Below are 23,638 nucleotides of genomic sequence, written 5' to 3'. Positions count from 1 at the left end.
TGAAGCGCGAATGAGGTCAATGGCGGGCTGCATCGCAGCCCGTTTTATTTGTGACATTTTATCCGTAAAGCAAGTCATTCTGTCTACTCATCCCAACTTAACTCAACAATATCCGCTTGCAAATCTTCTTGATACGCATACACAAGTCGTTGGCAATTAGGCGTGACATCAAAACTAATTTGAGCTTTATTCGGCAGTGAAAAAGCAGGCTGAGCGAGTTTGCCGTCAAGTGAATACTGCCACACGTCACCTGACATTAGGTGTTTTTCGTAGTAAAGCGCATTATCACACAAAGTGTATTGAGTGGTGCGAGCGAGGTCAGCAAGGATTTTTTGTTCAGAGTTTGCCTTAAGATCAAATCGCCAAATACCTGTCTGGGTATATTTGGTGATATACAGAGTTTGGTTATCCGCTGTTTGTTTCACTTGATAACCGCCTGCAGTTGTCACTTGTTGTGTTTCGCCACTTTGCAGATTGAAGGACCAAATTTCCCATTGACCGCTACTATCAGAGCTGAAATACAGGCTTGATCCATCGTGGGCGTATATGGGAAAGGCTGCACTTTGTTCGAGTCGCAACTCGTCAATGGTTTGGGTTGTCAATTGATAGCGTAAAAGTGCTTTGTCTTTAGTGGCAATCACTAGTTGCTGGCTATCAGGACTCCAGCTAAAGCTATCAATAATAGCTCCGTTGGGGAGCATCGGGGCGGCGATCAATTGTTCATCGTCCGCAATCCATAACTGCATTTCACCATTTCTATCGGATAAAAACGCCAGCTTTCGGCCATCTGGGGAATAAGCTGGTTGGCGTTCAACGCCGCTTGAACTGAACGCCAGTTTTTTTGGTGTATCAGCGTTGTCGTCTGTGCTTGCTTGCAAAGAGGCTAGTTTGGTTTCCCATAAATCCGCGACCATGGTTTCTTCTGAGAACACGACTCTTTTGCCATCCGTGCTAAACATAGGATATTGAATCGCTTTTGGGGATTGGTAGAACGTGGTTATTTGACCTGTTGAGATACCTAAACGATTGAGTTTTCCGCCATTTCGATTGTCGCTAAACACAATGCTTTTTTCATCAGGTGTCCAGCTTGGTTTCCAGCTGAGAAAACCTAATTCACCGATTTTCTTCAGTGTGTTTGTGGTTAAATCCATGACGTAAACTTGATTATTGCCCCAATACTTATTTCTAAAAAACAGCAGAAAGCGACCGGAAGGAGAAAGTGCGAGTTCATTGTCACCATAGAAGTTGTTTTCTCGACTGGTCACGGTTTCCATGCGGTTAGACGCCAGCTCTAATCGATAGATCTGGTAGGGAACAGTGCTATTTGCACGGTCGGTAAAATAAAGCCACTTATCGTCTGGAGACCATACCACATTGCTGTAATGCTCAAGCGCGCCGCAAAGGTGCAGAGTTTGTACGCTGTTAGGTTCGCCATTCGGTAACAATGTAAGGCGCTGAAGCGCGCATTGATTTTGCCCTTTTTGGAAATACGCAATGGACCGTTGGTCATGTGAAAGTGCAGGCGAGCGATGGTCAAATTCATTGTTGGTCAGTTGAATGATGCGATTAGTTTGAAGCTGTTTTAAATACAGTTGATAGGGTTGCCCTTGGTTATTTTGATGTCGATAAATCAGCCAACTTGCCTCAGCGGAGAGCTGTGCGTCGTATTCGCGTCCACTTTCGCTCGTTAATTTTTGAAATGACGGAGGTTTTGTGAACGTTATGGTTTCCGCCGCTGGTGGAGAAGTAATTAGGTGATAGGTTACTAAAACCAATAAAATTAAAAGTGCGAAAGTAACGAAGGGCGCTCCACGCGTGCGGTAAAGGCGTATTCCAGATGACGAACAGGATTCATGCTTGCTACTGTGCATTGGTTCGCTCGTCGAAACCTCAACAGTAGCGATAAATTGGTAGCCCTTTTTTGCGATCGTTTGAATATACAGGGGAGAGTCGATGCTATCAGCTAAGGCTTTTCTGAGAAGAGCGATCACACGGCTGACCGCGCCGTCGCTGACAGGGGCAGGCCAAATGGCATCCATAAGCTGTTGCTTTGAACAGACTTCGCCTTGGTGGCTGGCTAGATACACAAGCACTTCCATGACCTTAGGTTCAACCACGAGACATTGTTTATCACGATGTATTTGATTCAAGCTCGCGATAATTCTGCAAGTGCCTACCGTAAAAATATCGGGTAATGGGTGTGCCAACAAAGACTCCTTTCTTACATAATATGAAAATAACGTATTGAATTATAAAGACATCAAAAAAACATCATCAAAGCATCAAGATAAAATCGCACTTCGATTGTTGAGCTCATTTTGCTAAATCGCTACAACAAAAATGCATTTGAATTACAACGAAATTGAAAGGAGCAATGTATGAAATCTACACCATTTTTTATCGCCAGCTTATTGGTGTCAAGTCTATCGGCAATCGCCAACCCTTCGTCCATTACACACGCGGTGCAAAACCCTAATCGTATGGCTCAAGATATCGCACGAGATGCAGGGCGAAAGCCCGCAGACATTCTTGCTATCGTTGATGTTAAAGAAAATATGAAGGTGGTTGACTATATAGCAGGCGGTGGTTATTACACTGAACTCTTTGCTCGCTTATTGAATAATTCGGGTACGGTATTTAGTGTAAAAGGCAAATTGGAAACTCGAAACTTAAGTGAATTCAACAACATTAAAACGCTTACTTCACTTGAGTTGGACGACTTGGAAGGTCCTGTCGATCGGATCTTTACCGCGCTGAACTACCACGACTTAATAAACAAAGCGAACTTTGACCGTCAGGCACTCTTAAAGTCAATGCATCAGAAACTAAGCGATGATGGTTACTTAATTATTATCGACCACAACGCAGGCGCTGGAGTAGGCATTAGTCAAACGAAGAAACTCCACCGAGTAGAAAACCGTTTTGTGCTCAATGAAGTGTTAAAAGCGGGTTTTGAATTGGATATGTCGAGCTCAGTGCTTGCCAATGCGAATGACGATTACAGTTTAGATGTGTGGCAACCCACAACGAAGGGTAACACAGATCGCTTTGTCTATCGTTTTAAAAAGCGCGCGCTGTAAGTGTAAGCGTATTTATAACAATGGGGGTCAGGTTTGACCCCCATTGTTGGTGCTTAAAGCGTTAAATCAAGGGACTTTAATTTGGACTTGATGGCACTTTAGATTGAGCTGCGATGCTTTTTTCAAGGCGTTCAATTTGCTCTGCTAATGCATTTTGTGTGATTTCAAGTTGCGCCATATTCGCCCCAATTTCTAACTGCTTCGTATCTCGAGTTTGAGATTGTGATTTCACTTTATCGAGTTCAGTGTTAATGGTGGTCAATTGGCCTTTAAGCGATTCAGCAACTTGTAATTGCTCTTGCAACAACGACATTTTTAACGTGAGCTCAGTTTGAGTTTGCGAAAGGGTTTTAAGGTTTGTCGAGACATCAGACTGTTGTTTAATCTGTTGTGTTTGAGCCGCCGCGAACTTGTCAGCTTGTTCTTTTAAATCTTTAATTTCAGATTGGTTTCTACGCCAAGCCGATGCCCAAAGCTTATCCATCTGCTCCCACAATTCATCTGTGCGGGTTGCGACTGCAGACAATTTAGCTTGAATTGCACCAGCAGATTGACCCATCTCTTCACCCGTTGCCGAAAGGGCGCGTTCAAGCTCACCAATCCGCAACTCTGAGGCGTGTAGTTGTGCGAGGGTTGCTAAATTTTGTTTATAAAGGGCATATCCACCAGTAGCAAAGCCAACTACAGCAAGAATACCGAGCCATATTACCATTCTTGAAGTCTTGGTTTGTGAAGGGGGAGTTGATGAGGTTAGCTCAACCGTGGGCGCATTATTTTTCGATTTTGTTTGCGCCTGCTTGTAATCCTCGACTTGGTCGAGATCGGGTGTCAGGCTGAACAGTTCAGGTTCAATTCGTTTATTCAACACAGTTACCTATCGTTTTTTAGACGTAATGGAAGCAGCTTACTTTAAAACGGCAAAGGATGGAATCGACGTCGCAGGGGGAGAAGGTATTAGTTTTAAAATAAAGTGCTTTCTATTCATTATCGTTATCGTCGTGTGTTGAACCTAACCATGGAAGTAACTGATAAACCGTCTTTTCGACGTACTCTGTGTTTTGTTTTTGATAGCCAGAAACCCGTATCCCATAGATAATCATCATGAGTTGTTTTGCGTATTGAAGACTTAGTTCTTTTGAAAACACATCGGCCAAATGGCGCGCATAATTCGTCTCAATTTTCGCAAACTCTCCTGAAATAAATGCAGAGATATCGCTGTTATGTGAATCGAGTTCGAGCTGACTTTTTATAAGGAAACAGCCACAATAATCCGTGTTCTTTGAGTCTTCGATCAAGGCAGATATTATCGCTTGAATACCGGACAAAACATTGGTCGAGTCCTTAATAATAGTATCAATGTTATCGATGCTTCGTTGAGCGTACTGGCGAAGTGCAAGCAGATAGAGAGCGTCCTTATTTTCAAATTCACGATATAGACTGCCAGCGCGTAAATTAGTTTCTTTGAGCAGTTGCTGCATTCCTGTGCCATGGTAGCCAAACTGCCAAAAAGTATGAATTGCCTTGTCGAGTACCTCTTCGGTATTAAATTTTTTTACCGCCACAATATTTTGCTCTCTGCTCATTTTGCCTTGACCGCTATTTAACCTCATTTTGAACAATCGTTCAAATTGTTATTGACGTGATTTGTAGGTGCAGATATATTTTGAACGATCGTTCACAATATTAAAGAACACAGTAAGGTAAAAAATGATGACGTTAGAATCCCAGTTACAAGAAATCAGAAACTCAACAATTAAAAATGTCTCTGCTGACATCTTAGACGTTATGCTTGCGGAAACAGAGGCACTCAGACGTCAGGCGCTAGAACAAAATGCCCCAAAACTGGGAGAGCTATTTCCTCAGTTCCACTTAAAAGACCAGCTCGGTAACGAGGTAAACTTAGCTGACAGCTTATCGCAGGGACCCGTAGTGCTTACATTTTATCGCGGAGGATGGTGTCCTTATTGCAATTTAGAGTTAAGAGCATATCAGCAAGTATTAGGCGAAATTTCTGCAAGAGGTGCAAAGTTGTTGGCAATAACGCCTGAGTTACCGGATGCGTCTTTGACGACCGCAGAGAAAAATGCACTTGAGTTTTCTGTGCTTTCCGACCCTCAAGCGCTTTTTGCTAAACAACTCGGTCTGGTCTTTACGCTTCCAGAATCGTTAAAACCGATATACCAAAAGTTCGGTATTGATATAGAAGCACATAATGGTAAAGGCGTCTTTGAATTACCCGTAGCAGCAACATATGTAATTGATAAATCTGGCCTAGTGATATTTGCAGATGTGAATGCAGATTACACGCGCCGTGCTGAACCAATTGATGTCATTCACGCTTTAGAAAAGATTGCCTAATAGATATTCGGTAATCCTATCGGGGAGGAAGAATTTGGTCCCCCCCGACAATTTTTTAAATAGAACTCACCCAGTCGGGCAATATTTCCAGTGCCCAAGTTTCCAACACTTTATCAACCCCCGTTAGAATAATGATGGCAAGGAATACCAGGGTGGCACCTAAAATGTATTTCCCGTATCGGCCTGTTGTTCGTAAGGTGGCGATTTTCTTCCCTGAAAAATGCCCAATGGCGACCAACGGGATAGCCGTACCAAACCCAAAAGCAAGCATGACAGCGAAAGCCATCGGCATGCTTTGTCCAGTTGATGCGAGCGCAATCGCTGTACCAAGTGTCGGGCCGACACACGGTAGCCAGACTAATCCAAGCGACGCACCGATTAAGAATTGCATTGCAGGGGAATTCCCTTCTATCTGCACGTTTGCAGCACGGCTCGTTAAACGAGAAAGTGAATAGGCAAGTATGTTTGCCAATTTAGGAATAAGTAATGTCATCCCCATTAAAAGGAGGAGTGCAGTTGAAAAGTAGCGCAGCCATTGTGTCGAAATACCGAGATTTAACAACAAGAAGGTCAATACGGTACCCGCAAAAGCAAACGCTAAGCTGATTCCAAGTGCAAGTGTAACAAGCCCCCACTTGGAAGATTGCATCGCAGATGCCGCCACGGCAGGGATCATCGGTAAAACACATGGAGACACTAGGCTCAAAATACCAGCGAGTAACGCTAAAGGGATTGCGGTAAATTCCATGGTAATTACTGTTCCGCATGCTGCAATTGAGTAACGATTTTGTTTTCATTCGTCTCCGCTACGGAGAACCAGATTTGCTTCGGACCTTTGTACAGTAGCAAGGTCGATTGTCGTGGCGCTCGAAAATGAGAAACCCAATCTTTTTGTTCATCGAAATCGACCACGAGTACTTTGAGCGAACTCTTTGGATGGTCGGTAAAGTATTTGTCTAGTATCAACGATTGCTTTTTGCACGTTGGACACCACTTGGCGAAAATGTCGACGAGGAATACTTCGTTATTATCTTGATATTGCTGATATAGCGTTTCAGTAAATGGCAATTTTTGAGCGGAAACAGTAAAACTTAGTAAGGCCAAAAAGCCGGTGAAAAACAATTTCTTCATGTGATTTTCTCTGTGGTAATTCAGTTGCACAGAGAAAGAACGAGTTACGCGAATAAATCTTTCATCGAAGCGTTGAGAGAAATATGAGTGTGGCTTGTCGAGCAGAACGAAAAATAAAAATGGAGTTATTGCGACCGATTTATATGTAGAACCTTCCCTGAACATAAAGCAACAATCCGTTTATGACGCTTGAACCTGATTCATTTGCCGCGCAATTGTTCAATATTCTTTGTACAGAAAGTCACCTGATGGGTCTGTTTCAACATCTTTGAGAATGACTTCAAACGCTCAGAATAGTTGACTGGCTAATGTAAATCGAGAGGCTTTGAGGTTTTCAGCTAATGGAAGAGTTTCAATTAATTAGATGTATTGTGGTCGCGTACTATCAAGCAATTCAGAGGGAAAGCACGGAGATTTTATTGATCACAGGATTGCGTATGGAATGTAGGAGTAAAGTTAAAGTTGTGAGTTTTGTGAGTTTTGTGAGTTTTTTAGATGTTTTGTTTGTTTTTGTTGTTACAATCCAGTCCCCAAAAATAAAACTAATAAAAGAATGAACAAAGTAGTCCTAGTATTCGCCGTTGTTGCTCTGCTCAACGGTTGTGGTGGCTCTGATACTGAAACGAAGCCAGTTATCACAACGCCAGATCAGACAGTACCTCCAGTTAAAGTTGATACTTTGCCTGTACTTAAGATGGATGGAGTTGTTTTACTTAAAGCGGAAGTTGAAACAGAAACCGTTTTTGATATCGAAGAACATGATGGAGATACGCTGAGCGTTGTGTTTTCAAACCAACCCGCTTGGTTAACGTATTCGGTCATCAACAAAAAGCTCAGGATCAAAACTAAACCCACGCTTTTCGCGCTGGGTGAATACGACCTACCATTTACACTGAGTGATGGTAAAAACAACCTCCTTTACACGCTTAAACTCTCTGTTGCGGATAATCCTGCAAAGTGGGCAACGTTGTTACTCGATGAACAGGAACTTCAAGGTGTTTGGACGAATGAAACAGGCGACCAAACATTCAGCTTCATGCACAATCGTCAAGGCTATTGGATAAATAATAACGGTGGAGTGAAACGCTTTGCTCATTCGCTTTCTTATTCTTTAGCACTTGATTTGTCGGAGGTGGGGTGTATAGCCGAGATTTGTGAAACACTGGATAGGATAGTGATTCGACCGATTGCACAGGCGGGTAATCGAATTCGTTTTTTGGTTTCAGAAAGTGGTAAAGAAGATTACTCGGTAACGTTGACTAAACAGCCTATGAGTTTAAATACGGGGGCTTACACGATAAAAAATAGCCAGCCCAAGGTTAGCTATGTTGGTATTTCGATTGTCGATACAACGTCGGATGACAGCAGTCTTCAAGTTAGTTTTGACATTAGAGCCAATGGTAATTCAAGCTCGTGGTATTTAAGGCAAACGGCCTATTTCCCAATGACGTTCAAGGGCGGTGTGACCGAATTACCTGAATACACTTACCAAGATTCATTTTCTATTAGAAATGAAAATACGTTTGAGCTAGAAGACCTCCAAGTTACTTACCGAGTAAATGCAAAAATAATGGGGGCGACGGCTCAACATTTGTTTGTTGAAATTGAAACCATCGGCGAGCCGCAAAATCTAAAAGGGCAATTGTCAGACTATTCCGGTTTAAGTGATCTGGTTAGGCTGCGACACTATGTGAGCCTGTTGGAAAAATTGGATGCAGCTCCTGCAATCGAATTTGTGCCAGGCACATCTTATCTAACGCGTCTTTACGAAAAAGCTCAAACGATTAGTGATCCGCACTACTTTGGTGGTTCACTCACGTTTACACTCGATGATGCAACCACAGGTAAAGCGTACGCGAAAAAACCAGATCTAGAAGCTGTGTTTACTGTTCCCTTTAGTTATGAATTCAAAGCCGGTAAGTTTGTTGTTACAACAGACGGGCAGGTTGAGGAAAAGCGATTCTTTAAGTTTCCAAACGGTCAAACGGGTATGACATTGAAATATACCTATCCCGAGACCAACACCACGAGTTATACACTTTACGCCGTAAAGCCAGTGAATTTTACGGCTAACAAAAATGACTACTTAGGTACATTTGAAATACTCGATAATGAATATGAGGGTGAAAAACGCTACTTTACTTTATCGTCAGAAGGCAAAGCTGTATGGTCAGGTGCATTGGATGCGACACCTCGTTTTCTGACTCGTTATGAAAATGATGGTAGCTTGTCGCTTTTATATGACAACGATTGTGAATTTCCCGATCAGCCATTTGATGACTGCTTAGCATTTATCAAAAAGACCAATCCAGATACGTATTATCTTATCAATATCAAGTTAGTGCACCGAGAAGGGAGCAATTTTGGACTGGCTTACTCGATTAATTCGACTTATGGATTTTACAATTCTCTACGCACGCTGAAAAAAGTGAACTAATTCGTTTAGTGTTATACGCAAAGGCATACTTCGTTATGCCTTTTAGTTTTTAATCCAAAATTGAAGTTTGAGCGCGTCAATAACAGCCGTGCTTTGTGGCGAGAGTTCGCTCAGGTATAATTGACTCAATTTAGTTCGTAATAGCACTTAACATGCAGATATTTGAATACAATCCGCCAAGCGACCCATGGCTCGATATTCGCTATGAAGACGATGATTTAGTCATTATTAATAAACCTTCAGGTTTACTATCGAATCCAGGACGTGCTGAAGTCACGTTCGACTGCGCTCTAACACGTCTGGAGAGGCAACTTGGATGTATTTATTTGGTGCATCGCTTGGACTGCTCTACCTCTGGTGTCATGGTGTATGCCAAAAGTAAACGGGTGGAAATTGATCTGAAGGTGCAATTTCAAAACCGAGAAACAAGTAAAATCTATATCGCTGAAGTCCAAGGACAGCTAGTCGAAAAAGAGGGATGCATTGATTTGCCGCTTGCAAAAGATTTCGACAATGTACCCAAACAAAAAGTCTGCCAAGAGCAAGGTAAAAGCGCAATAACCTATTATCGCGTACTTGAAGAGCGAGAAAATTCAACGCTGGTAGAGTTAAAACCTGTAACAGGGCGTACGCATCAATTACGAGTGCATATGCTGGCGCTCGGGCACCCTATTTTAGGGGATGATTTTTATGGAGATGCGGGTTGTATCGCGGCTTCAACACGACTCAATTTACACGCGCAAACCTTAAGTTTCACGCACCCAACTAGCAAAGAACGAGTCAGTTTTAGCGCGGAGCATGAGTTTTAATCTCAATAAAAGCTGCGCGTTTGTTCAATTTAACGAGCCACCAAAAACAGAGTGTTCACGTTATGGGATGATTACACCCAACGGGCGTGAACACAGGCTCAACTGCGTTTGGTCGTTCTTTATAAACGTTGGGGGCTGAGTCTATTGGGCGACTATCCGAACCGTCTTTTTGAACCTAGATGCCTGTAACGTTGTCGTGCAAACGTAAAGAGTCAATTAAACCGACCCATAACGACAAACCGCGTATCGGGGAATAAGATCCCAACTTGAGGCAGTTTTAATGCCGAAAAACCATAACGCTGCATAACTGGGACTCGATGTTCAGGGCAGTCAAGCAATAAACTCTTTACACCTAAGTCGTCACATAAATTGAGGCGCTCGCGAATTAAGGCGCTCGCAATCCCTTTGCCACGCCAAGAAGGGACAACAACCAATCTACCCATGGTTGCGAAAGGGGCGGGCAGTTCAAGTCCGTCATAGAGCTCTTGTTCAGGAAGATGACTTAAGGTGCTGCTAATGCAAAGTCGTGCTGTTGCTATCATTCCTGTGTCAGAAGTTACCGCCCAAAGGTGGGCATCTTGGTCTGCCTCTTCTAGCCAGACTTGTTGGCAGGCCTTCTGGCGGTCACTATGTTGGTTGTCTTGCCAAATGGATGCACGGAGTGACCCTATTTCGTTAAGGGTATCCGTTGGGGCGTGCTTAGGTTTGAAATACTGAGTGCTAAGCGCTGGCAAAGCCGCAAGATTTGACGGCATAACAAATTTCCTTTTAGCGTCATGTAAGCCTTGCTTAAAAGCAATTGGGCCTAGTTTGAATCGAGGTTTGAGTTTAGTCGCTGAGCGATAAAATGCCGAAAAAATGTTACTTTTTTGTGATGTTCCTGCTTTTTTAATCTTTCTATTCTGGGACGCTATTTGCGTGACTGAGTCAAAGCGGCTTTAACTCACGAATAACGAAAGGGAAAATGACCTAAACCAGTATTTCTAGAATCTATCAGAACGAAACCAAAGTGAATTTAGGTGGGCACACAGGGCAAGAGAGAAGGCAAAACAACAAGGTCAAATTGGCTTCTCAGCGAGAATATTCAATTCATAGAACAGACAGAGATTAAGATACTAGCCTCGTAACGCATTTGTTGAGGAAAATGATAACTCCACCTTTTATTTTAAATTTTTTTAAAACAATCGCTTACAGTATTTTTTTGGGGAGGTTTAATCCAATGTCTCAAAAACGGCACGTAAATAACTAGTATTAACTTAATGGTAGTGTTAACTTGGTACTACTGTTAACTAAATACTACTGGTTTTAATGTGAACGAGTTTGATGAAAGTAATGAAGTTGAACACCATATAGCGATTGAATCGTTGACCAAAAAATTCAGTAAAGAGTTAAGTGCAGGCACCTCTGCCTTGGTATTGCTGAGTATTTTAAGTAACGCCAAACAGCCTTTGTACGGGTATCAAATCGGCAGACTGCTTAATACCGACAAACAAGGTGCTATTTACCCAGTCCTTAGAAACATGGAAGCAAAAGGGTTGCTTTATAGCGAAACTCAACCTTCAGAAAGCGGACCTCCACGGAAATACTTTACGATTTCACCGCTAGGAAAAGCCGTTCTGGTGCAGTGGCAACAAGTTTGGACACAAACCCAACAGCTCGTAAATCAAGCGATTTTAAGTACTGCCAAAGGAGAAAATGATGCCCATTAAAACAAAAGATCAACGTATTCAGGCCTATTTGGAGGCATTGGTTATAGCACTAAAGGGACAAGATGCGGCGCTTGTCCAAGACGCGTTATTTGATGCAGAGAGTCATTTTCAGGATGCGTTAGAAGATCAAGCGCCAAGTGACCATCTTATTGATGCGGTGATTGAACAGTATGGTTCGCCGGTAGAAATTGCCAACTACTATATCGAAATGGAGAGAGTGGTGAATCAAGCGCTTTATGGTGCAACTAGCTTGACCGCCGAAAAGCAGGAGTCAGGTTCACGAGTGTCTATTTTTAAATGCCAATCAGCATATAAGGCCTTGGTGTACTGCTTTGTGCAATTGCCTTTAAGCATTGTTTATATCGCGTGGACGGTGCTGGTGGGTTTTAGTAGTGTTGTCGCGTCTGCTTTTGTCATTGGGCTGCCGGTACTCCTATTTTTGTGCAATCGATGCGTTACTTCTCGCTCTTTGAAGGACGCTTAGTTGAAGCCTTACTTGGCACGCGAATGCCTAGGCGTCCGGTGTATACGGCAAAGGCTGTAAATCGTATGTCGATTAAAAATATCGTTAAACCATTTTTCTCAAAGCAACATTGGACGGCGGGACTGTATTTCGTCATGCAATTGCCTTTGGCTGTTTTTTACTTGGTCTCAGTCATTACGCCGTTGTTGCTTGCTGTGGTGCTGTTTTTATCACCTCTTGTTGATCCTATTGTGCATGCGCTTTACCCAACGCAAGACATCGATATTAATTGGTACTGGTTCCCACTGACTACCTTGTCAAGTATTGGGTTGCTAGCACTGTCACTAACATTGGCAAAGTATTTCGGCCAGTTTCATGGCAAATTTGCAAAAGCCATGTTAGTTGCCGCCTAGTCAATTGATTGACGTGGAGAAAGTCGGTTATGGAAATGTTGCGACGAGTCACTCGTGAATGGCCTATTTTATCGTTTCTCGTGCTTTGTTTTTTTATCACGTGGAGCATTTGGTTTAGCGCACCAAGTATTGCTGGTACGGATTGGGCGTTTGTCAAAATTATTGTTGGTGCAGGGTTTGGACCTGCCATAGCCGCCATTGTACTTGCGCAGCTCAATGGTACAGGCTGCAGTGTTAAAACCTTAAAATGGTGGGGAACGTTTAGTCTAACCTTCGTCTTAATGTGTTGTATTTATAGCTCGGTTCTTTCTACGGGTGACGCGATTACCTTAGCTCAATTTGAACACGCAACACCCGTTGGATTTACAGTAAAAAGCGTCATTTCAGTGGTAATTTCATCGGCAGTTACAGGCTTTATTGTTGCTTGTTTGAATTGCAGCAAAGATGCACGCTTGAAGTCACTTTTTACACAACCAAAACAAAAAAGATGGTTGTTTATCGCGTTCTTTTTACCAGCAGGTTGGATGTCGCTGGGTATTTTAACGGCGTATCTAACTGACAGTCCAATCCAATCTTTTGCCATTAATTGGTCAGATTCTTCTCATCTGATATTTTTGACTCGAAGTATTTTGTTTACGTTTTTCGTCGTCGCCATTGGTGAGGAAGCAGGATGGCGAGCCTGGTTGCTTCCTGAACTACAAAAACGCTTCAGCCCATTAGCCAGTTCTTTTTATTTAGGGCTGGTTTGGGGAGCGTGGCATTTTCCGCTCTTTGTTATTGGTCAGTATGCCGAATCACCCATTGCTACCATTGCAAAAATGGGGGCGTGTGTTCTGTTGGCGACAATGTTTACGTATTTATTCAATCGTTCAAATCAGAGCTTGCTTGTTGCTGTTTTATTTCATACTGCGTTAAACAATTCAGCGAGAGTATTGCCGCTTACCGAGCAATCGGGGATCTTTATGTTAATGGTTTTTGTCGCGATGATTTTCTTAGGTAAAATGTGGAAAAGACAACTTAACTAGTGTTCCCACTGTCTTTATTCATTATTACGCTTGTCTAGCATCGATGCTGGGCGTTACAGCGCTAGGCTTCTATTGCGCCTCGAATGTGCTCACATTATTCAGCCCGTATGCCAAATTGCACATTGAAATGTTGTTGCTACACTCTAAAAAGCAGGGTCATTTGATTCCGATTGTATTGAAATCTAAACGAGTTCTTCTGTCTCTTTGTAGATTGCCTTGAGACTTAAATGCCTCACTGAAACTGCCAAATTAGGGCACGTTCTGCGCTTTGGAGTGAATAATGAATCTAAATAGAAAAGTCTCCCTGTTGGTTGGCTGCTTGGTGGCATCGTCGCTTATTGGTGGTGGAGTGAGCTTCTTTGGTTTTTATAAACTCAATGTAGAGCTGCAATTTATCACAGGTCCAGGTTGGAACGCTTCTGACGGTGCAATGGAATCGACGATTGAAATCCAAAGCCAGATCCGCGCTATCCAAAACTACATGACACATTACGCTGAATTAAATCCAGACTACGCGCGTGAACAATTAACGGTTCAAAAAGAATCGCACGAAAAAATGCTTGAGGCGTACAAGCGGATGCTGGACTCAGGGTTAATTGCTGAGGAAGACGTGCAGGGCTTATCGCATGCGTTTGAGCAATTTGAGCGGGCCGAACAGCAAGTACTCTCAAGTTATAAAGATTACGCGCAAAAAAGTACGGACCATCGCACCATATTTGCAAATTTTCAGTCTTTCATGACAGAGCTGGAGGAAGTAGGTGACGGCGCGGTGGAGTATTTAGAGCAAAACCCTAGTGAAGCCGTTTCTTGGCAAGATGGATTGTCTGAACGTTGGAGTGCGGCGGATGGAGGCATGGAAGCGCAAATTGCATTACTGCAGATGCAATATTTTTTGCAGGAGTATTTTTCAAGCGGTGGTAAAGAAGAAGACTTAAACCACTATACCTCGGCTCAGTCTGATTTTGCGGCATTAACAAAGGAAATTGCACAACACCCATTATTTATAGAGACTAAGTCTAAAGACTCGAATCGATCATTTGCGGCGCTTATTAAAGAACATGATAGCCAATTTGCGAAAAATAATAGCGAACTCATGCGTAGTTGGAAAAGCTACACGGATAATCTTGCCGTGTTTAACAACGCGTCCGAGCTATTTTTAAAACGCTTAGAAAAAGTAGAAGCACTCGCCGATGCCAAAGTGGAAGATGAATCAGACATCATTCAGCATTTACGAAATTACGTAGCGTCTATTTTGGTGATTTCCATGCTTGTAACCGTCTTTATTTCAATTCTGGCGGGCATTGGTGTGAATCGTTTTATCGTTCGACCCGTCAAGAATATGGCTAAGGTGCTTGATGAGAATCCGAATAATTTGGCGATTAAACTGGATGATTCTCAACAAGATGAAATTGGTATGCTGTGCGCCTCGATAAACCGCGCTTATTCTAGCCAAGCGAATGCTTTGTCTAAAATTGAAATGGGTACTTACTTGGTGGAATGCCAATCTACACTGCTTCAACATTCTGCTGAAGTGACTTCTGAGGAAGTGAATCAACAAGAAGCTGACACAGAACAAAGCGCGTTTTCGATTCAACAAATGGCCCAAAGCATCAAACATTTATGTGAAAGTGCCCAGTCAGCGTCACTCGCAGCAAATCAGGCGCTAAACACCGCAACGGAAGGACATCAATCGGTTTCGTTTACCAAAAACCAAATACACGCGTTATTTAATAACATGGAGAAAATGTCTACGGCGATCCTTAATCTCAACAAAGATACCGAGAAAATTGCGACGGTGGTTGAAGTCATTGGAAATATTGCCGAGCAAACGAATTTGTTGGCGCTGAACGCGGCGATTGAAGCCGCCCGCGCAGGAGAGCAAGGTAGAGGATTTGCGGTGGTAGCAGATGAAGTAAGAACGCTAGCCTCACGTACTCAAAAATCAACGCAAGAAATTCAGATTACGATTAACAGCCTCCTGAGCAGTACTCAGGGAGTCGTCAATGCTATGCAGCAAAGTAGCGCGCAATCGCAAGAGACGGTCAAGCAGATTGATGAAACGGATAAAACATTAACGGGCATTGTGGAATTGGTTTCTCAAATAAACGACATCAACTCTCATATGGCCGCCACCACTGAACAGCAATCCGCAACATCGGAAGATATTGCGAATAACCTTGTAAACATTTCCAACTCAGCAAAAGAAACGCTCAACGCCGTTAAGTCGGTGATGATGGTAAGTAATGGGTTAAGCCAAATTTCAAATAATCTAAATAGCCAAGTAAATCAGTTTAAAATAATTGAGTAACGGATGTTTATATGGGGAAGCGTTTAACACTTTCGCGTATCCACGCGAGGCATTGTACTTACTGGTGTTTGTTGGCCTTAAGTTCGAGCCAGACTGATGCACGTGAGTTCTTTTTCGCGTTGGACTCAGACACATCTTACATTTCTGTACCTGAAGATTCACGATTTATGTCACGCGCAAAACTCGATATGGGTGTTGAACAGGATTTCGGAAGCACGTTTTTGGGTGCACATAGTCACATGGTAGTGAGTTACAGTTTGTTCCGAGGCAAAAATGCGTCGGATTTTGTTCAAGATATTCAGAGTTTTAGCAACATCGACGAGGCGCGATACAGTAAATGGTATGAAGCATATTTGGGGGCGCAATTGCCCCATGACTTTAGCTATCAAATTGGTCTTATGGATGCGACCAATGATTTTATTGCGCCTACCTATGGTGATTCATTTATCAACGCGTCGATGGGATTCAGTCCCACCATTTTAGGACTTTCAACTTTTCCAACGCCGTAGCTCGGGGTGCTCATCGCAAAAAAAATGCCGCAGTGGTCTGTAAAGATAGCAAGCTATTCGGATGCAGAGAATCGAATTTCATTTTCTGATTCATTTCAAATATTGGAGGTGGAAATCCCTTATGGAACGGCAAGTTCCATTCGGTTAGGGACGTGGCATCATACGGGTTTAGAAACACGAGCAGGGGACGTTCGAAGTACCTCAGACTTTTATGCCGTTTTAGATCAGGCGATTTCGACGTCATTGAATGGGTTTATACAGTTTGGTAATGCGAACACACATTTCAATGAGATAAAAACGCATTGGTCGATTGGGCTGAATTATCAGGGACTCTTTTATCAAGAGGACTTTAGTGGCGTAATGATAAGCAACGTAGATGTTTATGGCGCGGATAGCGAAACGGCGATTGAGTGCTATACAAACATAACAATAAATGAAAACGTCGGCCTAAAACCGGGACTGATTTATCTCCATAACATTGCAGGAGATGAAACGCTTGGCAACACAACCATTGTTAATTTACGGTTGAGTATTTCGTTCTAGTATGAATGTGCTTATCGATGGCTCAAGTATTAAGATTCCATACCGATATATGGTAAGAGCACTTTTATTGGAGCCACGATGAGAATTCAGGGAAACACATCCAATTTAGATGGAAGTACATCAATTGGACTTCATGAAAAAGACGTTAAAAATCAGCCGTATCCACTGCGTTTATCGCTAGAGAGTCTGCACAAAAACGAGCCAAGTAAACCAACTGAATCCGAGAGTGACGAACACCTACCTGACAATATCCGTAAACTCAAAGCCTATGTTAAGCAGATTAAAGAACGTTTAGAAACGGCAAAGCAAGCCTTGGCAGAACTCAAGGAGCGGATATTTGAAGATGAAGAGCAAAAGGCAGCCCAAATAAAGCTGCAATCGAGTGTAGTGAATTCGCTTAATTTCGAACTAATGAATGCGGCGCAAGCTTTGCAGAAAGCGCTTGAAGATCAAGGTGTCACAGATCCAAGTGTACTGGTCGATGTATTGGTTTAAATTTTCATGTAGCGGGCTACTTCAGATTACTGAAGAGCGCCACATCAGACGCTTTCCGTTTCGATTCTCATATCCCCAAAAAATGTAATGACATGTAATAGCGAGATTTGAATTGTTGGTTTACATTTTCTTTACGTAAATGTAAATCATCGACTCGTTCATGTCCGCATCTTGGTATTCATTTTACCGTTGTTATCTCGTCTTTACGTGAATAATAAACGGGTGTTCAAGATGTTCATCACCATGTTCTGAGCGATGACGATCCGTGTGAAGCGCCTAAGTTTACCTTTCCACCTGGTAAAAGCTGCTTAGCTGCTTGCATCGATAACTTTAATGTCGCGGAGAACATAATGAGAAGCCTCAAGCAAGGAACGAAAAGTTTCAATATTACCTGTAGCTGTAAAGATCCTATTAAATGTCTCGAACACATGTTCATTGATATGGTACAGAAAAAGCGTGTAGCTGCTGGTCAATGTCCTGTGCGTCGTCCTGTATTTTTGAGGACGCATGGCATCATGAAAGGGGAGATTGAAATCCATGAAAAAGTGAGTGATGACTTAAAACAAGGTATGTTCGCTCATGCAGGAAAGCACCCTGTTTACGTGCGTTATTCCTCCGACCTGTCGGATGGGCGACCTGACTGGAAAAGCACTATTGGGTTGGGGATCAAACTGTTTGGTATCAAAGGGGAAAAGGAAGTATCGGACGATGGCGCAGAGGTCGCTGATTTAATCTTGCAAAATGTGCCTTTCTTCTTTGTGGATAATGCATCTGATTTTTGTAACTTCACTAAGGCAGGGTTTGAAGGGTGGAGCGATCAGTGGGTACAAGAAAACTCGCCAAAAACCAACATCTTATTAGATAAAATGGCCAAACCTATCCGTTCCGTATTCGAAACCTCGGTATGGAGTGTAGTGCCGTTTAAACTGGGCAAAGACAATTACTGCAAATACATCGTCAGACCGGGTAAATCGACCTTTTCTGGTGAAGTAGACATCAATGATCCTGACTTTTTAGGTAAAGATTTGGCTGCACGAATGAAAGCGGGTAATGCAACATTGAACCTTTATATTCAAAGACGCCCAACGACAAAAGAATTTGAACAAGCCTATATTGATAAACACTTCCCGCTCGATAAGGCGATGACAGTATGGGACGAAGACGTTGCTAAACCTGAACTGATCGCAACCATCTCATTACCTAAGCAAGATATAACACAACCTGAGCAAGAAATTTATGGGGATTGGCTCGATTTTAACATTGGTCGAGTACCAAAGCTAAACGCGCCCGCGCCACAAAGTTCGATTGCATTGGCCCGTATGAAGGTTTATGCAGCAGCAGCGAAATATCGCCATGAACAAAATGGTCAACCCAATGAGCAGCCTAAGCAACCCGGTAAACCAATAATTAAAAATCCAACTTGTCCGTTACCGAATCAACCTAAATCAGGACCGGCTCCTAAAAAGCTGACCAAAGAACAAATTGACCGGATAACGTCTGTACGGATCCATCCGGGGATTGGTGTAGCCCGTGTTGGTGACAGCAAAAGCGACTACTATGTTGGGCCGGAAGTGACAGAGCCCAAATTGGTTAATTTTGGCAGCACTCGAGATGAAAGTGGCGCAATTAAGCGCCAAGCTGCGCGATTTAGGGTGTATGGATACGATGCGAATGGTGATGTGGTTGCCGAAATTCAGCAAAGTGAAAATTCAACGATAGAGTGGTCAGTGCATGTCGCTAATCGCAAGGCGCAGTGGTATGAATTTCAATCTGCTTTAGATTTACCACAAACAGCCGGTGTTACGGTTGCACTGCGCAATCCTGAGGTAACAGGAGCTGCACGAGGTGCTTTAGCGATTGACCCAGGACCTTGTAAAATTCAGGGCTTGAATATGAATGATTCAAGCTACAGCCTAGTCGGTAATTTCCAAGGTACGCAGGTTTACCTCGGCGAATTGAGAACGGATTCAGTCGGTCGATTGTTAGTTTTACCGGGCTTTGGTAAATCGGCAAGCCCTGCAAATAAGCCGGTGTATAGACCTGAAGTACCCACAAGCTTCAATAATGCAGCGGGTTGGTATGATGACATTGCAGACGGGCCTGTTCATGCAAAAGTTGTATTAGAAGACAAAGTGTTTAGCGCAGATCCGGCATGGGTGGCTTCTGCACCGCCTAATTATGGTCAAAATTTGGTAGGTTGGCGCACCATGGATGACTTGATGCGCGCTGTCTGGACGGACTGCGGTATGTTGCAGCTGCCCAAACGAGTGGAATTTCAGCGTGACGTGTTACCTGTGCTGGCACGCTTAAATGAATTGCAATGGGTAAACAAAGGATTTTTTGCCAGCTTCGGCGCGGGGTCGCCATTTGACTTCTCCAATGTTGAGCTCCTTAAGAAACTCTCTATTGCGCCACTAAGTAGCCTCTATCCAGACCCCTATGCAGAACTACGTCGTACCGTCTATCATAATTTCCGAGGTACTGACAGCGTGGTTATCTCGGATGGTACAAACGGGAAAGCAGTGAATAGTCAAATTAGCCAATGGCCGATGATGTATGGTGATCTATACGGTGAGACAGTTGGTGCAGGTGAAAATGCGGCATCGACTTATTTGACTTTACCTCCCTATTTTGACTACGTATTGACGTGTTGGGTTACCGGAAACTTTGTCAGTGACTTCAACCCAGAGGCAAATAATTGTGATGATATAGAACAGGTACCGCTGCAACAGCAACCGGATATGCTTGATAGAGCAAATATGCATTTCTGTTTAGCTGATGCTTTCCACCCGGGCTGTGAACTCACTTGGCCGATGCGTCATGCTTCTATGTACCGTGCGCCATATCGGATCCGTGAACGTGCAGAAGGTAAGGCGCAGCCGAGCTATGGCAGTATGCTAGACCAAAATAAAGTGCTTGCCGTCGGCGGTCCTCTCTATGAACAAGGACCGGGTGATTTAACACGTTGGATGGCATTACCATGGCAAGGGGATACGGCATTTTGCCGTTCAGGCTACGATTCCGATTACGACCCATTCATGCCGACGTATTGGCCAGCACGAGTACCGAATAACGTTTTGACCTTGTCGGACTACAATATTTTGGCTGATAAGAAGCAACCCATGGAACTTAGGATAGCGGCATTCAGAAATCGACCAAGTTGGTTCCGCCAGCTACCTGCAGGCGCCGTTGATGCCATGGATTACATGGTGGCGCATTTTAATGAAATGGGCATTTTGGAAGCCAAAGACAGACCTGAAGATTTAGATTGGCTACCCGAGAAATTGTGGGTAGAAAATCTGACCGCGACGAAACAAGCTGAACTGGATGAAGCGTACAAAATCTTCCAGAAAAATTACGCCAAATTGGGGCCGAGTGACAAAGCGCTGCAAGAGGCGGGTTGGTTTAATGAGGAGCAACGTGATGAGTTCGCGACGATTGTTAAAAGCTAACCTACCAATAAGGAGCGTCGTTTGAAGTTCGATTGTGTGATAGCAGGTGCAGGCCCTTCGGCTTGTGCTTGCGCACTGATTTTACGCCAAGTAGGATTATCAGTGTGTCTTGTTGCGCCAGAAAGTGAGGTTGAATGTGAGTTTTCAGTAGGGGAGTCGTTACCTGGTGCGGCAATAGCGCTACTCAATCGGGTAGGTATTGGGTGCTTAAGCGACATCCTATCTCCATTCCAAGTCAGTGCTTGTACGGGCAATGTATCTTCATGGGGCAGTGAAATTTGGCACAGAAGCGATGCCGTCCAAAACCCGCAAGGTGGTGGATGGCATGTTGACCGAACGGCATTTAATCGTGCGTTGATGAAATGTGCTCAGCAGTCGGGCGTGATGAGAATCAATTCTAAACTAGCGAATGCCATGTTTGATTCAAGCTGGAAAATCAGCTTGGAAAATACTCCTGATGTTTTAGACAGTCGCTTTTTGCTTGATGCGACCGGACGAGCATCTGTTGTGAGTCGTCTTGTTGGTTTTAAAAAGCAATATATTGATTCGCAAACCGCAGTTGTAGCGTGGTTGGAATCGGCTAAAGAGGACAAAGAGCAATTAACGCGTATCAAAGCTGTTCACGACGGCTGGTGGTACAGTGCGCGATTACCTATGCTGTCCAAAAATGGCTTGCCAGTTCGTGTTGTCGCTAAGTTTTCATTACCAAAAACGGCAAAGAAAACGAATCATGAAGCGCAATTTTTAGGCGAACTGAATGAAAGCAATGTGCTTCCAGTGCGGTGGCACGCAAAGCAAATTTTGGCGCCGTTGCAATTAAAAGACGCAAGCGTGAGTCGCCTTGAACGATTCAGTGATGCCAAAAAAGGTTTTCTCGCTATCGGTGATGCGGTATTAAGCTTTGATCCTCTTTCATCGCAAGGAATGTTTTTTGCGCTGTACAGTGGGACAAAAGCGGCTGAGAGTGTGCTTATCAATTACGATAAGTTTAACAATGACTTTGCTGGCTACGATCGGACGATAGAGTCCGTCTTTCATGCAAATCAGAAGTCTAGGAAGTTGTATTACGCCAGTGAGCATCGTTTTGCTGATAGCGCATTTTGGCAGACCAAATTTGCCTAGCGCTATCGTTGTTGAAACTGACAAATGAGAGAGTGCCTCAGAAATATCAGGTCAAATTCTTGGATATTAGGGTGGGACTAACAGCAGCTAGAAAATACTGTTATTGTTCCTAATTTTCCCGCCAGTAAGTAATGCATACAAGCGCATAGAAAAACTAATGCCTTGAACGGCATCCCAATGTTCGACAAGGCGCCCATTTTCCACACGCCATGTATCCATGATATTAAATCCTTCCGTCTCAATGCCTCGCTGTTTGGCTTTTAAGGTCGCGTGTGAATGCAAGATTACATGGTCTCCATCGACAAAAATATGTTTTATGTCATAACTGAATTCTGGGGCTTTATTGACAAGAGCGCTTACGGCTTCAATTACTCCCTCGATAGTATCCGCGATGTTACGATTATGCTGAGTGTACGGTTGGCCACAAAACTGTGCACGCAGACCATTGAAATCGTGGTCATTCATAATGCGCTGTACAAATTCTACTGCAAGCTTCGCATTAGTTAAGTCGTTTTCTGACCAGTGTAGCTTTGTTAGCTTGTTGATGTCGATTTTAGGTCCGTGCATAGGATTGGCCTCATTGTTTAAATTTAACTTTCAAAACGCAAGTTAAATTATTTGCTTGCAAAGTGCAAGTTAAATATACTTTCATCTTTCCATTTAGAGGTGCTTATGGCTAAACGTTCGGATTGTCCAATTTCAAATGTGTTGGATTTGGTTGGGGATAAATGGAGTTTATTGATCTTGCGCGACCTTCTGTTTTTTGCAAAAAAGTCCTATTCAGATTTACAAAATTCAGATGAAAAAGTGGCATCCAATATTTTGTCTAGTCGCTTAGAGAAATTAGAAATGGATGGTCTTATTTCAAAACAGCAGGATGAAAAAGATAAGCGAAAGAAAATCTATACACTGACGGAAAAAGGCATAGATATGCTACCAATTTTGTTGGAAATGATTCTCTGGAGTGCGAAATACAGCCCAGACACAAATATCCCACTGGCTTTGGTCACAAAAGCGAGTAACGATAGAGATGGATTGCTTGAAGAATTGCGAAAGCGAATCTCAATCGGTGATTGATGCATTTCTCTTCGTTGATTTATCTCTCGATATAGCTGGTGTTAAGCACTATGTTTTGTGTGGTGACAATCAGGAAGATGACTTGATAGAGGGTCTGCATGACGACAACATCTGCGGTTAAGTTGTAAACAGCCCTCCAATAAACCGCGTTATTATTAGTCTGTCATCGTACAGCAGTCTGACGCTTGAGAGTTACCTCCAGAGGCTTTTGCTCCCGCAATTTGTTTCGTTGCCGCGGTTTTAATACGTTGTGCATCGGTCAATTTTTTCATTTCTTTCTTTTTAAGTGTAATTAACATTGTTATCTCCTTTGTTTAAATATGAAGTGTTAATCTCCATTTGATTTTACGTTACGCAAAAGAAAATAAAGTTCAAGCCATCACTAGGTTATTGAATATTATCTAGTCCTTATCTTTTGCTGAGAAATGAGCGATTGGGCGATCTTAGGCCTTTGTTGACGGAGGTTCTCGAGGGGGAAGTTCGGTGTGATTTTAAAGAGTAATTGCTTTTTGTACCTTAATTTTTTACTGTTAGCCATTATACTTGCGATTTACAAAAGGAATTTTATGCTGCGAAGAGCAATTATTTTAGCCATTTTTGGCGGCTTATTCGTCTACAGCTTGAGGCATTCATCCCATATCGAATCAATATCTGATCACATTTTTCTGGTGAATTTTCTCTACACCGCGTTAATTCCTTTTATCTCG

General features: G+C 43.0%; 24 protein-coding genes. 16 read left to right on the top strand and 8 right to left on the bottom strand.

Annotation, left to right across the window (positions count from 1 at the left end; genetic code table 11):
- Window positions 1-83: 83 nt before the first annotated feature.
- Window positions 84-2,207: a winged helix-turn-helix domain-containing protein gene (locus NI389_RS05580; protein ID WP_308361950.1), complete on the bottom strand. Its 2,124-nt coding sequence runs from the start codon at window positions 2,205-2,207 to the stop codon at window positions 84-86.
- Between the two features lie 171 nt (window positions 2,208-2,378).
- Between NI389_RS05580 and NI389_RS05575 the strand changes: the two genes are divergently transcribed.
- Entirely contained in the window at window positions 2,379-3,080 is a 702-nt protein-coding gene (locus NI389_RS05575) for a class I SAM-dependent methyltransferase (RefSeq protein ID WP_308361949.1), read from the top strand.
- Between the two features lie 76 nt (window positions 3,081-3,156).
- Here the strand turns inward: NI389_RS05575 and NI389_RS05570 are convergent, their stop codons facing one another.
- Together NI389_RS05570 and NI389_RS05565 are read right to left on the bottom strand one after the other, a co-directional pair.
- Window positions 3,157-3,945: a hypothetical protein gene (locus NI389_RS05570; RefSeq protein ID WP_308361948.1), complete on the bottom strand. Its 789-nt coding sequence runs from the start codon at window positions 3,943-3,945 to the stop codon at window positions 3,157-3,159.
- 112 nt (window positions 3,946-4,057) lie between these two features.
- Window positions 4,058-4,690 (bottom strand): TetR/AcrR family transcriptional regulator, encoded by a 633-nt coding sequence (locus tag NI389_RS05565; RefSeq protein WP_308361947.1) that lies wholly within the window; start codon window positions 4,688-4,690, stop codon window positions 4,058-4,060.
- Between the two features lie 97 nt (window positions 4,691-4,787).
- Here NI389_RS05565 and NI389_RS05560 point away from each other — a divergent pair, with 97 nt between their 5' ends.
- On the top strand, window positions 4,788-5,438 hold the full coding sequence (locus NI389_RS05560; RefSeq protein WP_308361946.1) for a peroxiredoxin-like family protein: 651 nt from the start codon (window positions 4,788-4,790) through the stop codon (window positions 5,436-5,438).
- Window positions 5,439-5,493: 55 nt separating this feature from the next.
- Here NI389_RS05560 and NI389_RS05555 read toward each other — a convergent pair whose 3' ends face one another.
- Together NI389_RS05555 and NI389_RS05550 are read right to left on the bottom strand one after the other, a co-directional pair.
- The gene (locus NI389_RS05555) at window positions 5,494-6,186 is read right to left on the bottom strand and encodes a cytochrome c biogenesis CcdA family protein (RefSeq protein WP_308361945.1); all 693 of its coding nucleotides are present in this window, start codon (window positions 6,184-6,186) and stop codon (window positions 5,494-5,496) included.
- A 5-nt stretch (window positions 6,187-6,191) separates the two neighbouring features.
- Entirely contained in the window at window positions 6,192-6,569 is a 378-nt protein-coding gene (locus tag NI389_RS05550) for a thioredoxin family protein (protein WP_308361944.1), read from the bottom strand.
- Between the two features lie 553 nt (window positions 6,570-7,122).
- Between NI389_RS05550 and NI389_RS05545 the strand changes: the two genes are divergently transcribed.
- Window positions 7,123-9,006, top strand: coding sequence for a hypothetical protein (locus NI389_RS05545; protein WP_308361943.1), 1,884 nt, complete (start codon window positions 7,123-7,125; stop codon window positions 9,004-9,006).
- Between the two features lie 152 nt (window positions 9,007-9,158).
- Window positions 9,159-9,815: an RluA family pseudouridine synthase gene (locus NI389_RS05540; RefSeq protein WP_308361942.1), complete on the top strand. Its 657-nt coding sequence runs from the start codon at window positions 9,159-9,161 to the stop codon at window positions 9,813-9,815.
- A 212-nt stretch (window positions 9,816-10,027) separates the two neighbouring features.
- Here the strand turns inward: NI389_RS05540 and NI389_RS05535 are convergent, their stop codons facing one another.
- Window positions 10,028-10,570 carry a GNAT family N-acetyltransferase gene (locus NI389_RS05535; protein ID WP_308361941.1) on the bottom strand — a complete coding sequence of 181 codons (543 nt, stop codon included), beginning with the start codon at window positions 10,568-10,570 and terminating at the stop codon, window positions 10,028-10,030.
- Between the two features lie 555 nt (window positions 10,571-11,125).
- Here NI389_RS05535 and NI389_RS05530 point away from each other — a divergent pair.
- The 10 genes from NI389_RS05530 to NI389_RS05485 all read left to right on the top strand — a co-directional run bounded on the left by NI389_RS05530 (window position 11,126) and on the right by NI389_RS05485 (window position 21,854).
- The gene (locus NI389_RS05530) at window positions 11,126-11,524 is read left to right on the top strand and encodes a PadR family transcriptional regulator (RefSeq protein WP_308361940.1); all 399 of its coding nucleotides are present in this window, start codon (window positions 11,126-11,128) and stop codon (window positions 11,522-11,524) included.
- Complete coding sequence (locus NI389_RS05525; protein ID WP_308361939.1) at window positions 11,511-12,008, top strand: HAAS signaling domain-containing protein; 498 nt, start codon at window positions 11,511-11,513, stop codon at window positions 12,006-12,008. The genes NI389_RS05530 and NI389_RS05525 overlap by 14 nt, the downstream gene beginning before the upstream one ends.
- Window positions 11,975-12,400, top strand: coding sequence for a sensor domain-containing protein (locus NI389_RS05520; RefSeq protein ID WP_308361938.1), 426 nt, complete (start codon window positions 11,975-11,977; stop codon window positions 12,398-12,400). Before NI389_RS05525 ends, NI389_RS05520 begins: the two co-directional genes overlap by 34 nt.
- Before the next feature lie 29 nt (window positions 12,401-12,429).
- Window positions 12,430-13,425: a CPBP family intramembrane glutamic endopeptidase gene (locus NI389_RS05515; RefSeq protein ID WP_308361937.1), complete on the top strand. Its 996-nt coding sequence runs from the start codon at window positions 12,430-12,432 to the stop codon at window positions 13,423-13,425.
- Window positions 13,426-13,705: 280 nt separating this feature from the next.
- Complete coding sequence (locus NI389_RS05510; protein ID WP_308361936.1) at window positions 13,706-15,733, top strand: methyl-accepting chemotaxis protein; 2,028 nt, start codon at window positions 13,706-13,708, stop codon at window positions 15,731-15,733.
- A gap of 11 nt (window positions 15,734-15,744) precedes the next feature.
- Entirely contained in the window at window positions 15,745-16,242 is a 498-nt protein-coding gene (locus NI389_RS05505; RefSeq protein WP_308361935.1) for a hypothetical protein, read from the top strand.
- A gap of 24 nt (window positions 16,243-16,266) precedes the next feature.
- Window positions 16,267-16,785, top strand: a complete 519-nt coding sequence (locus NI389_RS05500; RefSeq protein WP_308361934.1) for a carbohydrate porin — start codon at window positions 16,267-16,269, stop codon at window positions 16,783-16,785.
- Window positions 16,786-16,863: 78 nt separating this feature from the next.
- The gene (locus NI389_RS05495; protein ID WP_308361933.1) at window positions 16,864-17,280 is read left to right on the top strand and encodes a hypothetical protein; all 417 of its coding nucleotides are present in this window, start codon (window positions 16,864-16,866) and stop codon (window positions 17,278-17,280) included.
- Window positions 17,281-17,630: 350 nt separating this feature from the next.
- Window positions 17,631-20,732, top strand: a complete 3,102-nt coding sequence (locus NI389_RS05490) for a LodA/GoxA family CTQ-dependent oxidase (RefSeq protein WP_308361932.1) — start codon at window positions 17,631-17,633, stop codon at window positions 20,730-20,732.
- 21 nt (window positions 20,733-20,753) lie between these two features.
- A complete protein-coding gene (locus NI389_RS05485; RefSeq protein ID WP_308361931.1) occupies window positions 20,754-21,854 on the top strand; it encodes an NAD(P)/FAD-dependent oxidoreductase in 1,101 nt (366 codons plus the stop codon).
- An 87-nt stretch (window positions 21,855-21,941) separates the two neighbouring features.
- Here the strand turns inward: NI389_RS05485 and NI389_RS05480 are convergent, their stop codons facing one another.
- Window positions 21,942-22,421 (bottom strand): nuclear transport factor 2 family protein, encoded by a 480-nt coding sequence (locus NI389_RS05480; RefSeq protein ID WP_308361930.1) that lies wholly within the window; start codon window positions 22,419-22,421, stop codon window positions 21,942-21,944.
- Window positions 22,422-22,526: 105 nt separating this feature from the next.
- On the opposite strand from NI389_RS05480, the gene NI389_RS05475 reads away from it, so the two are divergent.
- Both NI389_RS05475 and NI389_RS05470 read left to right on the top strand, forming a co-directional pair.
- Window positions 22,527-22,931, top strand: coding sequence for a winged helix-turn-helix transcriptional regulator (locus NI389_RS05475; RefSeq protein ID WP_308361929.1), 405 nt, complete (start codon window positions 22,527-22,529; stop codon window positions 22,929-22,931).
- Window positions 22,894-23,052 (top strand): hypothetical protein, encoded by a 159-nt coding sequence (locus tag NI389_RS05470; protein WP_308362605.1) that lies wholly within the window; start codon window positions 22,894-22,896, stop codon window positions 23,050-23,052. The genes NI389_RS05475 and NI389_RS05470 overlap by 38 nt, the downstream gene beginning before the upstream one ends.
- Before the next feature lie 34 nt (window positions 23,053-23,086).
- On the opposite strand, the gene NI389_RS05465 is transcribed toward NI389_RS05470, so the two are convergent.
- Window positions 23,087-23,230, bottom strand: coding sequence for a hypothetical protein (locus tag NI389_RS05465; protein ID WP_308361928.1), 144 nt, complete (start codon window positions 23,228-23,230; stop codon window positions 23,087-23,089).
- Between the last annotated feature and the right edge of the window lie 408 nt (window positions 23,231-23,638).

The organism is Pseudoalteromonas xiamenensis, assembly GCF_030994125.1.
Classification (GTDB): Bacteria; Pseudomonadota; Gammaproteobacteria; order Enterobacterales; family Alteromonadaceae; genus Pseudoalteromonas; species Pseudoalteromonas xiamenensis_B.
The sequence above is the reverse complement of the archived record's forward strand: the minus strand, read 5'-3'. Positions and strand labels throughout refer to the sequence as shown.

Bases quoted from the DNA above. Each gene is read 5' to 3' on its own strand.
- NI389_RS05575 (WP_308361949.1), top strand. From the start codon at position 2,379: ATGAAATCTACACCATTTTTTATCGCCAGCTTATTGGTGTCAAGTCTA.
- NI389_RS05525 (WP_308361939.1), top strand. From the start codon at position 11,511: ATGATGCCCATTAAAACAAAAGATCAACGTATTCAGGCCTATTTGGAG.
- NI389_RS05500 (WP_308361934.1), top strand. From the start codon at position 16,267: ATGCCGCAGTGGTCTGTAAAGATAGCAAGCTATTCGGATGCAGAGAAT.
- NI389_RS05565 (WP_308361947.1), bottom strand. From the start codon at position 4,690: ATGAGGTTAAATAGCGGTCAAGGCAAAATGAGCAGAGAGCAAAATATT.
- NI389_RS05545 (WP_308361943.1), top strand. From the start codon at position 7,123: ATGAACAAAGTAGTCCTAGTATTCGCCGTTGTTGCTCTGCTCAACGGT.
- NI389_RS05510 (WP_308361936.1), top strand. From the start codon at position 13,706: ATGAATCTAAATAGAAAAGTCTCCCTGTTGGTTGGCTGCTTGGTGGCA.
- NI389_RS05515 (WP_308361937.1), top strand. From the start codon at position 12,430: ATGGAAATGTTGCGACGAGTCACTCGTGAATGGCCTATTTTATCGTTT.
- NI389_RS05490 (WP_308361932.1), top strand. From the start codon at position 17,631: ATGAGAAGCCTCAAGCAAGGAACGAAAAGTTTCAATATTACCTGTAGC.
- NI389_RS05550 (WP_308361944.1), bottom strand. From the start codon at position 6,569: ATGAAGAAATTGTTTTTCACCGGCTTTTTGGCCTTACTAAGTTTTACT.
- NI389_RS05480 (WP_308361930.1), bottom strand. From the start codon at position 22,421: ATGCACGGACCTAAAATCGACATCAACAAGCTAACAAAGCTACACTGG.
- NI389_RS05475 (WP_308361929.1), top strand. From the start codon at position 22,527: ATGGCTAAACGTTCGGATTGTCCAATTTCAAATGTGTTGGATTTGGTT.
- NI389_RS05465 (WP_308361928.1), bottom strand. From the start codon at position 23,230: ATGTTAATTACACTTAAAAAGAAAGAAATGAAAAAATTGACCGATGCA.
- NI389_RS05520 (WP_308361938.1), top strand. From the start codon at position 11,975: ATGCGTTACTTCTCGCTCTTTGAAGGACGCTTAGTTGAAGCCTTACTT.
- NI389_RS05560 (WP_308361946.1), top strand. From the start codon at position 4,788: ATGATGACGTTAGAATCCCAGTTACAAGAAATCAGAAACTCAACAATT.
- NI389_RS05505 (WP_308361935.1), top strand. From the start codon at position 15,745: ATGGGGAAGCGTTTAACACTTTCGCGTATCCACGCGAGGCATTGTACT.
- NI389_RS05555 (WP_308361945.1), bottom strand. From the start codon at position 6,186: ATGGAATTTACCGCAATCCCTTTAGCGTTACTCGCTGGTATTTTGAGC.
- NI389_RS05535 (WP_308361941.1), bottom strand. From the start codon at position 10,570: ATGCCGTCAAATCTTGCGGCTTTGCCAGCGCTTAGCACTCAGTATTTC.
- NI389_RS05540 (WP_308361942.1), top strand. From the start codon at position 9,159: ATGCAGATATTTGAATACAATCCGCCAAGCGACCCATGGCTCGATATT.
- NI389_RS05495 (WP_308361933.1), top strand. From the start codon at position 16,864: ATGAGAATTCAGGGAAACACATCCAATTTAGATGGAAGTACATCAATT.